The organism is Limnohabitans sp. DCL3 (assembly GCF_048019295.1).
In the GTDB taxonomy this organism is placed as follows: Bacteria; Pseudomonadota; Gammaproteobacteria; order Burkholderiales; family Burkholderiaceae_C; genus Limnohabitans_A.
The window spans coordinates 1,809,700-1,822,465 of record NZ_CP171842.1 but is presented as its reverse complement, the minus strand read 5'-3'; the positions used below and the strand labels follow the sequence as shown (position 1 = coordinate 1,822,465).

Below are 12,766 nucleotides of genomic sequence, written 5' to 3'. Positions count from 1 at the left end.
CTTTAAGTGCTGAACTTGGTGATTTCGGTCCGGGTGGAGTCTGCCACCCTGGACAACTCGATCATCGAGGCGGCCAATTCTTCCGATGCCGCCGAGTTGCTGCGAGCAATCTGTTCCAAGTTTTCAACGCTGGAGTTGATCTCTTGGATCATGCGGGTTTGCTCTTCCACCGACGCTGAAATGCGCTGCAGCATGCCATCGGTTTCTGTAGAGGACTTGACAATCCGTTCCATGTCTGAGCTGACTTCTTTGACCGCAATCACCGCTTCTTTGGCTTGCTGGCTGGCTTGCTGGATCAGCTGCGTGATTTCTTTGGTGCTGTCCGCACTGCTGGCGGCCAATTTGCCCACCTCGTCCGCTACCACGGCAAAGCCCTTGCCATGCTCACCTGCACGGGCCGCTTCAATGGCGGCGTTCAAAGACAAGAGGTTGGTTTTGTTGGCGATCTTCTCGATCACATCCGTGATCTTGTTGATTTTTTCCGAGCTCATGGCAATGCCGTTGACCACGTCCACCATTTGCACCATCTTGTCCTGACCACCGCGCACGATGGTGGTGGACTCTTGTGCTTGGCGACTGGCGTGCTCGGTGTTGGAGGCAATGTCGCTCACCGCCGCGGCGGTTTGGCGAATGGCACTGACCATGTGACCAATGAACTGGGTTTGGCTTTGTGCGCCGTCGGCCAATTGGCCAATGGCGGTGCTGGTGTCATTGGCAGCACCTGCCACTTGTTGGGCGTTCTCACCAATCTGGCGCATGGAGATGGCCAGTGCCTGCAAAGAGTTGTTGATGTCGTCTTTGAGTTTGCCCAATGCGCCCTCGCCATGGGCACGAACGCGTTGGCTCAGATCGCCATTGGACACGGCGTCCATCACCTTGACCACATTGCTGATGAGCGCGTCCAACACTTCCATGGTTTTGCGCGCATCGTCCAAGATGGCCAAAAATTGACCATTTTGGCCTTGTGTGGACACACGCGCCTCGAAATCACCCTGCGCCATCGCGCGCATGCTCTGGCTGAGCATTTGCACCGTGACATCCATGTTTTTCTGAACCGTGGCGATTTGGGCGAGCACTTGGGGGTACAAACCCCTCAGGCCAGCGGCTTGGGGTTGGCGAGAAAAATCACCGGATCCCATGCGTGTGACCACCGTCATGGACTCGCGAAAGACCGCCTCAATTTGGTCCAACACGTCGTTCACGCGCCAGGCGGCGTCCACCAAGCGACCTTGCTGGGGGATTTGGGTGATGCGCGCTTCCAACTGACCTTGGGCAGCTTCGCCCAACACACGGTCGATGCGCGCGAGCAGTTCGTTTTCGCGGCTGAGGGCCTTGAAACCCGCCAACAAAAGAAGGGCCGTGAGCGTGCACAAAGCGATCAGCAAATAACTGTCGGGCGATTGCCACAGGGCGTAAGCGGCGGCGCAGAAACCCAGTACACCCGCCAAACCCAAAAGGCTTTGCGGACTGATTTCAAAGCCCTTGGAGGTCGAGGATGAAGCGCTCATAGCTGACGCCCTTTTCTTGGAGGAGGTTGTGCATTTGGGTCAGTGATGCCTCGATGGCATCACGCGAGCCTGCGTTTTGTTCAGTCTGAAGCAATTGTTTGTACAGCGGAATGATCACACTCAGCGCTTTGGGGTTGGGTTTGCGGCGCACCGAGTAGTAACCCACGACTTTGCCGTGTTCATCGCGCGAAGGCGTGACGTTGGCCAAGACCCAGTAAAACGAGCCGTCTTTGCACAGATTCTTGACGTAGGCAAAAATTTCCTGGCCACTTTCTATGTGCTGCCAAAGCAGCTTGAAGACACAGCGCGGCATGTCGGGGTGGCGCACCAGGTTGTGCTGTTTGCCCAAAAATTCGGCCTCTGTGAAGCCCGAAAATTCTGCAAACACCTCATTGCTGTAGGTGATGCGACCTTTGAGATCGGCCTTGGAGACGATGAAGTCATCGTCTCGCATCAGCCTTTCTTGCAGTGTCGGTTGAATGTGTTGTCGCGCCATGGCTTTCTCTGGTTTGAGCGGCGATCAGCGTTTGTAAACAAGCACTGGTGCGGTCCGCTGGAGTTGAGTTCAGTTGCGTCCGTTGACAAAAAAGGTTTCAACCTGACCGAGGCTTTTGACTTCGATGGAGCCACGCGACTCCAATTTGAAATCATTCTTGATCAAGTTGGCGGTATTGACGGACACGTGAATCCGCCCTGGCTCACCGGTGGACTCCATGCGGCTGGCGACGTTGACGGTGTCGCCCCACAGGTCATAGGTGAACTTGCGCAGACCGATCACGCCAGCCACGATGGGGCCGCTGTGCACACCAATGCGCATGCGCAAAGCGCCTCCGGTGCGCTCGCGCATCTCTTCGAGTGCCGTGCAAAATTCAATGGCCGCATCGATCACCGCATGGGCGTGGTCGTCCATGGGGTCGGGCACACCGCCGGCCAGCATGTAGCAGTCGCCGATGGTTTTGATCTTCTCCAAGCCGTGTTTTTCGGTGATCAAGTCGAACCGAGAGAACAAATCGCCCAGCACTTCCACCAAGGCACTCGCGGTCATGGTGCGGGACATGGCGGTGAAACCCACCATGTCGGCAAACAGCACGCTCACATTGGGGAACGCATCGGCGATGTGCTCTTCACCCGATTTCAAACGCTGCGCGATTTTGCGCGGCAAGATGTTCAGCAGCAGTTGTTCTGTTTTGGCCTGCTCGGAGGCCAGGGCCTCGTGCTGCCTTTTCAATTGCCGCATGCGCATGGCATCTTGGTCACGCAAGCGCTTGCGTTCCACCGAGGTTTTGACCCGGGCACGCAACAAAACCGGGTTGAAGGGCTTGGACAGGTAATCTTCGGCGCCCAGCTCAATGCAGCGAACGGCGTCTTCCAGGCTGGTGCCGCCTGAAATCACAATCACAGGCGGCCAAGGGTGGTGAGGGGTGTCACGCAGAACGGCCAAGACCTCCATGCCGTTCATTTCGGGCATTTCCATGTCCAGCAGCATCAAATCGAAGGGTTCGCGCACCAGGGTTTCGATGGCTTCTCGGCCGTCACCGGCCTCGGTGATGTCGGTCAAGCCAATTTCGACCAAAGAACGGCGCAAACCCATGCGGATCAGGCGGCTGTCGTCCACCAGCAACACTTTGGCTTTTTCAAAATCAGAAGAGACGCTGGGCGCAATCTCCAAATCACCTGCGTGGCTGCGGTGGTCTGAGCCCTGAACGGAATGGCCTGCACTCGTTGCCATGCTGGAACTCAGTTGGCGGCGAGCAGTGCTTTGACTTTGTCAAGCAATTGCACCGCAGTGAATGGCTTGGTCAGGCTGTCGTTGGCTCCGGAGAGAAGGGCGGAGTCCAGGCCAAAACGCGCACTCACCACACGGCTGCCGCCTGAAATCGTCAGGATCGGCACGGCGGGGAAAGACTCGCGCAATCGAGAAACGAAGTCCACACCGTCCATATTGGGCATGACGATGTCCGAAATGACCAAGTCAACGTTGTTCACGGCAAACAGCTCGAGGGCCTCCATGCCATCGCGCGCTTCGATGACGCTGAAGTCAGAGAATTCCAGAATTTCTCGCACACCCTCGCGCAAAAGATCTTCGTCATCTACAAGCAAAATCGTGGTCATTCAAATAATCTCCGTATCGCTTACGATTCTATCAATAAAATTGTAAATAATGAGGATCTCTCAATTAAAATGATAACTTCCAACACGTACCAATGAGACATTATTTCTTTAAATTTTGTCTTTTTGGGTACCTTTCTTATTTTGAGGTCGGCTTTTTATGAACCTGTTTCGCGCATGGACCCCCAAGGCTTGGATGTATTTGATTGGGGTGGGTGTGGTGGGCCTCATGTTGACCCTTTTGCTGGGTTTCAATGGGGGTAGCACGGTTCAATGGGTCGTGTCCGGCACCTTGGGTGGGCTGGTTTTGTTGGCGGCCTGGTTGTGGTGGCGAAATGACCTGCGTCATTTGGGCGCAACGCCCGCCCACTTGGCCCAAGTGACCCATTTGTTGGCGAAAGATGAATTGGGGCAAGTTCAGGCCTCCTTGCCAGAGGGCGGGGCAGGTGTTTTGGGCGATTTGGCCACGGTGGTGCAGAACCTGCAAAAAGCCAAAACCCACCATGAGGAACGTTCTTGGCGCGACCAGGGTTTGGCCTTGATTCATGACACGGTTCGCCATGACCATACGCCCAAAGCTTTGTCGGACAAAGTGTCCCAGACCTTGACGCGGTTTTTGGGCTTGAGCGCTTGCGCGGTCTATGTGTTGGATGCTGAAGCTTCCACCCGCCGTTTGCATGCCGATTGCACCTTGCACCGCCAAAGCGGCGCCACCGGCCAGCACCTGGCATTGCCGGAGGCCTTGAGCTGCGCTTATGCCAGTTTGCAAGCTTTGGCCGCCAGTAAAACCATTTTGCGCAACTCGGAAATCCCCGGCGCTTTGCTCCAGCCTCTGAGCCATACCGGTTCGGGTGATGTCGTGTTGGTGCCCTTGGTGATTGAGGACCAGGTTCGTGGGGTGTTGTTGATGACCGCTTTTCAAGCCTTGCCAACCCAGTTGGAGGCCTTGATGGAGCCGGTCTCCGCCGCCATTGCGGTGGCGATGCAGTCGGCCAGTGCGCGCGACACCTTGCAGGCCTCTTTGTCGCGTGCCAATGACCTGACCCGTGAGCTGCAAGAGCACCACCACAAATTGCAAGACAGCGAGGTCGCCCTGAAAAAGCAGATGGCCTACGTCAATGACATCTTGGGCAATATGCACAGTGGCTTGGTGGTGGTGGACCGTGCCGGACGCATCGAAGACTGCAATCCCGCTTTGCTCAAGCTGACGGGCTTTGACCGCGATTTGTTGATCGGTCAGCCCAGCAGTTTGTTGTTCGAGGAAGACGAAACGCGTTTGTTGTCCATCTTCAAGGGTTACGGTCACATGCTCACCCGCTTGGGTGTGGAAAACGCCCAGGCTTATTGGGAGGTGCTGACCGACAACCTGCTTGGCGCCGTGGTGCTGGATTTGGACGGTCAGGTGCTGCGCGCCAACCACCGGATGGCGCAGTTGCTCGGTTGTGGCATCGATCAACTCAAGGGCTTGCCGTTTTGGCCCATGCTCAGCGATGCACCCGCCGACGAGTTGCAAGAGCTGATGGCCTTGGTCTCGAGCGATGACACTTACTACCGTTCGGGTTCGGGACAACCCTTGCCCATGCGCTGGCGCGCTGGCGCACCGGTCCACGCGGTGGAGATCAGCTTCATCAACCACCGCCTCTTGGGCGAGCGTGTGACCTTGGTGCTGGTGCGGGGTGAGCGCGATTTGCCTTGGGGTGTGGCCAATTCCACCACCCTGCAAAAGCTCACACCGGGTGACGAGGAAGCCATGATCGCCAAGCTGCGCAACCGATCGGGCACGCACATCCCGGTGCGGGTCAGCTCCTCGTTCTTGGCCGACGCTTCAGGCATGCCCCAGCAGACGGTGATCAACTTGCACGACGTCTCCAGTCTGGTCAACAAGGGCGAAGAAATTCGAGCCCAGCACCAGCTGCTCGAAATGAGCATGGATGCGATGCAAGACGGCGTGCTGCGTTTGGATCGTTTGGGCCGCGTCATCAGTGCCAATCCGATGGCACTGGACCTGCTGGGCAGCGACAAGTCCAGCACCACCCTGCAACCGGTTCACCAATTGCTGCCAGGCCAACAAAAGGGCCACGACCTGGCGTATTGGTTGCCCTTGCAAACTTCTTTGCTGCTGCGCCGCTTGGTGCAGGATCTGGCGCAAGACCCTGGCTTGGTGCAGTCGCTGCCCATTCCTTTGCTCTACGCCAACAGAATGGGACGGTTGAAGTGGGCCACGCCCACCGCCTGCGCTTTGCTGGGCTTGACGGTGCCGCCGCAGTCCACCTCTGAGCCCTTGCTCCTGGCCGAACAAACCAGCCGTGAATTGTTGGCTTTGCGCGACCAAACCGAAGTGGAAAACGCAGGCCACGACCCGCTGGTCATCGAAGTGGCCTGGCGTGCGGGCAATGCCCCCATCATGCGTTTGCCCACCTTACTGGTCCCACAGGCCTCAGCGGGCAACGAGGAGATGATGGTGTGGTTGATTCCGGATTTGGATGCTTTGAGTGCCTTCATGATCCGCCGCATGCACAACATCGACTGGACCGTGCTGCACCGCGAGCAAGAAACTTTGCTGCCGGTGGTCTTGACCGCATCGCCCTTGGTGGACCCTTACAACCGCCTCACGGGCGCCGTGGTCACCATCAAGGACATGCGAGAGATCAAGGAAAAAGAAGCCGAAAACCTGCGCATGGTGCAAAAAGTGGAGCAATCGCAGCGCCTGGACGCCTTGGGTCAGTTGGCCGCCGGTGTGGCGCACGACTTCAACAACCTGTTGGGTGTGATTCAAAACCATGCCGAACTGGTGGAGATGAAATTGGGCAGCGAGACCAAAGCCGCCAAAAACCTGTCAGCGATTTTGCAAGCCACCACGCGTGCCCGCGACATCGTGCTCAAGCTCAATGCCCTGGGACGTGAGCGCAAGCGCCTGGAGGAAGACGGCAGCGTGCATGACGAAGAAGAGGTGTTGGTGCCCTTCGAGTTGTTGCCCGTGATTGAGGAAACGCAGGGTTTGCTGCAAGCCACCCTGAAGGGCATTGACATCGTGGTGGACGCCCAGGCATTGACCTCCGGGGTGATCTTGCGTGGCCAAAGCGGCACCTTGCAGCAAGTGATTGTGAACCTGTGTGTCAATGGCAGCCACGCCATTGGTGACCGGCGTGATGGCCTCATCGGCATCAAACTGGGCCGACCCGACGCCAGCCATGTGTCGATTGCGGTCTCGGACAATGGGGATGGCATTCCGGCGGAAATCATGTCGCGCATTTTTGAGCCCTTCTTCACCACCAAAGAAGTGGGCAAGGGCACGGGCTTGGGCTTGGCGATGGTGCGCAGCATCATCACCCAGATGGGGGGCACCATTGACTGTGTTTCTGCGCCAGGCCAAGGCACCACCTTCACCATCAGCCTGCCCTGTACACAGGCCTGATTCACCTTCAACCATCGAGATCCCACATGTCACACGAAACAGCCACCATTTTGTTGGTGGACGATGAAGAGCTGCTGCGCGAAGGTGTCCAAGAAATGCTGGAGTTGGGTGGGTATGCCGTCATCACCGCCAACAACGGGCAAGAGGCCATGGCGAGCTTGGCCAACCCCGCGATCGATTTGGTCATCACCGACTTGGTCATGCCCAAGATGGATGGCGTGGACTTTGTGGAGCAATTGCGCAAGGTCCGGCCCGATGTGCCGGTGCTGGTGGTGTCGGGCAGCACGCGCAACATCATGGCGCGCTACGGCATCGACACCATCCAGGTGCCAGGCGCCGATGCCAGTTTGTCCAAGCCGTTCAAAGGTTTGGATCTGATGTCGCAAATCAAAACCTTGCTCGCCTCGCGCCACTGAGGCCAGTCTCCGGTCGAAAAAAAGGCCCTGTCTTCAGGGCCTTTTGGGGGGAGGGCTGCTGGGCACCTTGGGTGGGCAGGAACTTCGTCGCCCCGGCCCCATCGGCTCAGGTCTCGAAGCGCTGAACTTCGCGGCGTGTGGCGTCGGCGATCCTTGACAACTCCACCACCGTGGCCGCAATTTCTTCGGAGGCTGCCGAGTTGCTGCGCGCGATTTGGTCCAGGTTGTTCAGGTTCACATTGATCTGCTCCACCGCTGCGCTTTGCTGCACCAGGGCCGAGGCAATGCGTTGCAGCATCTGGTCGGTGGCTTGGGTTTCGCGCTCGATGCCCGACATGTCTTGGCTCACATCCATCACCGCCTTGACGGCGCTGTGCGCCTCTTCCACGGCTTGCTTGACCAGCATGGCAATTTCTTGCGAGCTTTCTGCACTGTTGAGGGCCAATTTGCCCACTTCATCGGCCACCACCGCAAAACCTTTGCCATGTTCGCCTGCACGGGCCGCTTCGATGGCCGCGTTCAAGGACAGCAAATTGGTTTTGTTGGCGATCTTTTCAATCACCTCGGTGATTTTGTTGATCTTTTCCGAGTTGGCCGCGATGTTGTTGACCACTTTGACCATTTCGTCCATCTTGACCATGCTGCCACGCACCAGAGTGAAGGACTGGCGGGATTTCTGGCTGGCGATTTCGGTGTTTTCGGAGACCTCGGTCACAGAGGACACGGTTTGCCGAACTGCCATCGAGACTTGGCTGATGGCGTCGGTCTGGTGGCGTGCCCCATCCGAAATTTGGCCGATGGCATTGGAAGCTTCACCCGAGGCCGCTGCCACTTGGCGGGCATTGAGGTGGATGGTCGTCATGGCTTCGCGCAGCGCATCCAAGGACTGGTTGATGTTGTCCTTGAGTTCGTTCAAGTCACCCAGCGCCTGAGCACTGACGCGGCGTTGCAAGTTGCCCTGGGCCAAACCCTCCATGACTTGGCGAATGTCTTGAAAGACGGTTTGCTGTGCCGACATGCTTTGGTTGATGTTTTGCTTGAGGGTGTTGAGCTCGCCCTTGGCCTCCGCGGTCACGCGCATCGCGAAATCGCCCTGTGCCACACCTTGCATGACTTGGGTGATGTCTTGGAAAACAGCCTGTTGAACGTGGATGCTTTGGTTGATGTTTTCTTTCAAAGCACCCAAGTCGCCACGCGCCTCGACGGTGACGCGGCGGTCCAAGTGACCTTGCGCCACAGCCGTCATCACGCCAATGATGTCTTTCAATGTGGACTGCAAAGATTTTTGCATCAACGAGACTTTGTGCAGCAAGGGAAACTCGGCACCGTCCACAGCAGGGCCACGGGCGGAAAAATCACCTTCGCTGATTTGCCCCGACAACTCGGCAACCAGGGCCGATTCCAGGGCCTCGCGTTTCAAAATCGTGGCCATGAAAATCAACACAGCCGCTTCAAACACCACATAACCGGCATGGATGGCAATCACCGTCAGATGCACTTGCCCGGGCAGCAGGGTGATGCCGCCTGCATGCATGGCTTGCAAGTAACCAAAGCCCACGTGGTGAACTGCGATCAAACCGGCTGCGGCCACAATCGGGCGCCAGTCGCGGTAGTAAAGCAGGAAAGCGAGCAAGGCGAAGATGCCAAAGTGGCTTTCGATCATGCCTTGGGTTTGCTGGATGGTCAGTGCACAAAACACCATCAAGGCACAGGCGATCGCCAAGCGCGAGGCCAGCGTTCCGGGGGCCATGCGGTAGATGGCCGCCGGGACCAAGCAGGCAGGCAGACCCACCAAGAAGGCCAGTTGCAGGCTGTCGGTGGCCCAGCCCACCGCCAAGGACACCGCGAGCAAAAAAACCATCATGCTGAGCATGACGCGGTCAGCCGCCGCACGTTGCGATTGGAGAATGCGGTCTGCGAAACCCGAAACCGATTCAGCCGTGTTGGAAATCATATTAAGTTACTTTGCAAATGCTGGCCATGAAGGCGGGATCGTTCAACAGGTACCAAGCCAGGGTGCCAAAGCTGTAAACCAGCCAGCACCCGAGCAAAAGCCAAACCAGGGTTGGCGACGATCTGCTCAAAGAGGATGGCGGGTTCAAGACAGGACCTGGGCTGAGGACAAGGTGTCAGGATTGTAAGGAAGTTGTCAAAACCGAGTTTGTACTGGTTTGATCAAGTAACCGGTTTTGGGTCCGTTTGGGCGGGCAGTTCACGACCCTGCTCACAGCATGGAAGGGTGCAGGGGGGAGCCCCACATCGGGGGCTCCAGGGCGGGCATCAGACGCTGAAGCGGCCCAGATCCTGACGGGTTTGTTCGGCCAGTTTGGACAACTCGATGACCGTGGCGGTGATTTCTTCCGAAGCAGAGGCGTTGCTGATGGCAATGCGGTCCAAGCTGCCCAGGTTGGAGTTGATTTCTTCCACAGCGGCCGACTGTTGCTCCAAAGCCGAGGAGATGCGCTGCAGCATTTGATCGGTCTCTTGCGAGCCCTGCTCGATCATGGACATGTCACGGCTGACTTCTTGCACCACTTGCACGGCCTGGGCCGTTTCGGCCACGGCTTGCTGCACCAAGCGGGCAATTTCTTGCGAGCTTTCAGCGCTGCTGGCAGCGAGTTTGCCCACCTCTTCGGCCACCACAGAGAAGCCTTTGCCGTGTTCTCCGGCGCGGGCCGCTTCGATGGCGGCATTCAAAGACAACAAGTTGGTCTTGTTGGCGATCTTTTCGATCACTTCGGTGATCTTGTTGATCTTGTCCGAGTGCACGGAAATGTTGTTCACCACTTGGACCATCTGGGTCATCTTGCCCATGCCGGTCTGCATGATGGCCATGGAGTCGCGTGACTTCTGGCTGGCGATGGCGGTGTTGCGCGAGACATCGGTGACCGACTCGGCGGTGTGGCGGATGGCCAGAGCGACTTGGCTGATGGCATGGGTCTGGTTTTGTGCACCGTCGGAAATCTGACCAATGGCGGTGCTGGTTTGGTTCGCAGCCGCAGCCACCTGGCGGGTGCTGTTGTGCACGGCGCTGAGGGCTTGACTGAGGGCCTCCAAGGAGCTGTTGATGTTGCTCTTGAGGCGTTGCAAATCACCCGTGGCTTCGCGGTTGACCCGCTGGGTCAAGTCACCTGCGGCCACAGCAGCCATGACCGAGTCGACACTGCCGATCATGTGGTGCAGCGATTGCAAGGCCATGCCCGCTTGGTCCAGGCTATCGCGAAATTCACCGCGGCTGGTGCTGGCGTCGAGGTTGTGGTCGAACTGGCCAAGCAAGAGGGCCTTGGACAAGCCATTGAAGCTGGCCATGGTTTGTTGGACACTGTCGAGCGAGTTGTTGATGGCCCGTTTCATCTGGCCCAAATCACCCTGCAAATCACCGTCAATGCGCTGGTTCAACTCACCATCGGCCAAATGTTGAACCACTCGGTTGACTTGCGCTATGGCGGTTTGTTGGGCTTGCAGCAAAGTATTGAAGGCGAGTGCGGTGGCGCCGACTTCATCGTTTTGTGACACTTGAATGCGTGTGCTGTAGTCAAAATTTTGCGCCACATTCTGGGCGGCTTCTTTCATTTGACGCAGCGGGTTGACCACCGAGCCCACAATCCGCATGGCGAACAAAATGCCGGCCAATGTGCCGCCAACCAACAACACCATGCTGATGAGCTGAGAGTTTTGGTATTGGTCACGCGACTGGGTGTACTCCGATTTGGCGACATCCAGTTGGACTTCGATCAGTTCAGAAAACTTGGTGCTGATCGGGTCAATCACAGGGTACAAAGTGTCAATCGTGAAGCGTGCAATGGCTTTGCGGTCTTCGTCTTCCAGAATACTTTGGAGCTGGTTCAGGCTGGTTTCCGCTTCGGCCAGCATGGGCTCGATGGTGGCGACCAGTTTCTTTTCTTGCTCCACCAAAAAGGTGGCTTTGTAGGCGGTCCAAGTTTTGGTGATGCCTTGACGCGCATCTTTGAGGTTTTTGCGGGCCTCTTCCCACTCGATGTTGCCGTTGCGAACTTTGTGCGCCATGTCCACGATGTTCACCGCATACAAATCGGCGATGACTTTGAGGTCGCGCAAGGGCACCACCCGGTCTTCGTACACGGTTCGCAAGCCGTTGACCGATTCCGACATGCCCTTGAGCCCTGTCAGTCCCACAATGATGGACACCAAGGACAGAAGCCCGACCAAAAGGAAGAGGCGAATGTTGACGCTGAAGTGGTTCATGAGCAGATTGGATACAGTGATGAAAGTGAATGCACCGTGGAGGTGCGTTCAGACCGCGCGCAGCTTGGCGTGCGTGCATCATAACCAACATGGTTGCAAAATTTTGATTATTGTTTCATTTATTGGTATAAATACTAAAGACTTGAGGGCTGGGCTGTAATTTGTTAATTACTTTATATTCAGCTAGAATGTTGGCTTTATTATTGAGTCCAACATGCTTGGTTTGCCATCGGCCAAGGGGATGACATGAGCACCAGCAAATTCGTTGCAGCTTCCTTTTCCGTGAACATTGAGCATTTGCACGCTTTGGGTGTCCGCGACCCTTACTCCGAGCAAAGCCTGCAGCTCTACCATTCAGGCAAGCTCAATGCCAACGAGCGCCTGTACTTTTCTTTATGGGGCTCTTCAGAGCTGAGCACCTCCCTCATTCGCGCCAAAACTCGGTTTGCTCGCCAGGGAGAGCCTGTCAGTTCGGCTTATTTTGTGATCAAAGGGGCCGTTTTGGGGGTCAAGGGTGAGGACATTTACCGCTTGGGGCCCGGCAGCGTGATCGGCTTGGCGGAAGGCGTCGGGGGCTTGCCCTACAACATGGATGCCATCGCTGTGGACGATGTGCAGGTCCGGGTCTTCCCCATCTATGTGATTTCCAAACTGGTGAAAAACATGCCGCCAGGATTGAAGGGTATTCTCAAGTCCACCGTCATGCGCACCTTGCAGTTGACCTCCCCACCGCCATTGTTGTCATGAGCTCATTTGACGAAATCAGGCTCGAAGAGGGCCAAATTCTTTTCAAAGCCGGCGAACCGGCCGACAAGCTGTATTTCATCCAGTCCGGCAGCATTCGGATGGCCGATAAAAACACGGGAGCCGTTTTTGCAACCCTGCGCGAGGGCGACTCCTTTGGTGAGCAAGCGATGCTGCAGGGTGGCATCCGCGGGGCCACGGCTTTGGCGGGTGATGGCACGGTCTTGCTGGAGATCACGGCCGAAGGTCTGCGGGGTCTGCTCAAAACAGCATCGCCCATTTTGACGGCCGTTTTTGAAGCCATGATGCTGCAGCAAAACATGCAAAACGCTTTGCGCACGAAAGTCTGA

Annotated in this window: 10 protein-coding genes; 4 read left to right on the top strand and 6 right to left on the bottom strand. The window is 56.9% G+C overall.

The features are described from left to right. Positions 1-2 precede the first annotated feature (2 nt). From ACHEXK_RS08245 to ACHEXK_RS08230, 4 genes are all read right to left on the bottom strand, one after another. Entirely contained in the window at positions 3-1,508 is a 1,506-nt protein-coding gene (locus tag ACHEXK_RS08245; RefSeq protein WP_416545115.1) for a methyl-accepting chemotaxis protein, read from the bottom strand. Continuing rightward, positions 1,474-2,004 (bottom strand): PAS domain-containing protein, encoded by a 531-nt coding sequence (locus ACHEXK_RS08240; RefSeq protein ID WP_416545113.1) that lies wholly within the window; start codon positions 2,002-2,004, stop codon positions 1,474-1,476. The genes ACHEXK_RS08245 and ACHEXK_RS08240 overlap by 35 nt, the downstream gene beginning before the upstream one ends. A 69-nt stretch (positions 2,005-2,073) precedes the next feature. Next, complete coding sequence (locus tag ACHEXK_RS08235) at positions 2,074-3,237, bottom strand: adenylate/guanylate cyclase domain-containing protein (RefSeq protein ID WP_416545111.1); 1,164 nt, start codon at positions 3,235-3,237, stop codon at positions 2,074-2,076. Positions 3,238-3,245: 8 nt separating this feature from the next. Beyond that, positions 3,246-3,620, bottom strand: a complete 375-nt coding sequence (locus ACHEXK_RS08230) for a response regulator transcription factor (RefSeq protein WP_416545109.1) — start codon at positions 3,618-3,620, stop codon at positions 3,246-3,248. 157 nt (positions 3,621-3,777) lie between these two features. On the opposite strand from ACHEXK_RS08230, the gene ACHEXK_RS08225 reads away from it, so the two are divergent. Both ACHEXK_RS08225 and ACHEXK_RS08220 read left to right on the top strand, forming a co-directional pair. Further along, positions 3,778-7,032 (top strand): ATP-binding protein, encoded by a 3,255-nt coding sequence (locus ACHEXK_RS08225; RefSeq protein WP_416545107.1) that lies wholly within the window; start codon positions 3,778-3,780, stop codon positions 7,030-7,032. Between the two features lie 26 nt (positions 7,033-7,058). Next, on the top strand, positions 7,059-7,448 hold the full coding sequence (locus ACHEXK_RS08220; RefSeq protein WP_416545105.1) for a response regulator: 390 nt from the start codon (positions 7,059-7,061) through the stop codon (positions 7,446-7,448). A 106-nt stretch (positions 7,449-7,554) separates the two neighbouring features. Here ACHEXK_RS08220 and ACHEXK_RS08215 read toward each other — a convergent pair whose 3' ends face one another. Both ACHEXK_RS08215 and ACHEXK_RS08210 read right to left on the bottom strand, forming a co-directional pair. Continuing rightward, on the bottom strand, positions 7,555-9,402 hold the full coding sequence (locus tag ACHEXK_RS08215; protein WP_416545103.1) for a methyl-accepting chemotaxis protein: 1,848 nt from the start codon (positions 9,400-9,402) through the stop codon (positions 7,555-7,557). A gap of 326 nt (positions 9,403-9,728) precedes the next feature. Beyond that, positions 9,729-11,672, bottom strand: a complete 1,944-nt coding sequence (locus ACHEXK_RS08210; protein ID WP_416545101.1) for a HAMP domain-containing methyl-accepting chemotaxis protein — start codon at positions 11,670-11,672, stop codon at positions 9,729-9,731. A gap of 246 nt (positions 11,673-11,918) precedes the next feature. On the opposite strand from ACHEXK_RS08210, the gene ACHEXK_RS08205 reads away from it, so the two are divergent. Together ACHEXK_RS08205 and ACHEXK_RS08200 are read left to right on the top strand one after the other, a co-directional pair. Then, positions 11,919-12,419, top strand: a complete 501-nt coding sequence (locus tag ACHEXK_RS08205) for a Crp/Fnr family transcriptional regulator (RefSeq protein WP_416545099.1) — start codon at positions 11,919-11,921, stop codon at positions 12,417-12,419. Next, the gene (locus ACHEXK_RS08200; RefSeq protein ID WP_416545097.1) at positions 12,416-12,766 is read left to right on the top strand and encodes a cyclic nucleotide-binding domain-containing protein; all 351 of its coding nucleotides are present in this window, start codon (positions 12,416-12,418) and stop codon (positions 12,764-12,766) included. Before ACHEXK_RS08205 ends, ACHEXK_RS08200 begins: the two co-directional genes overlap by 4 nt.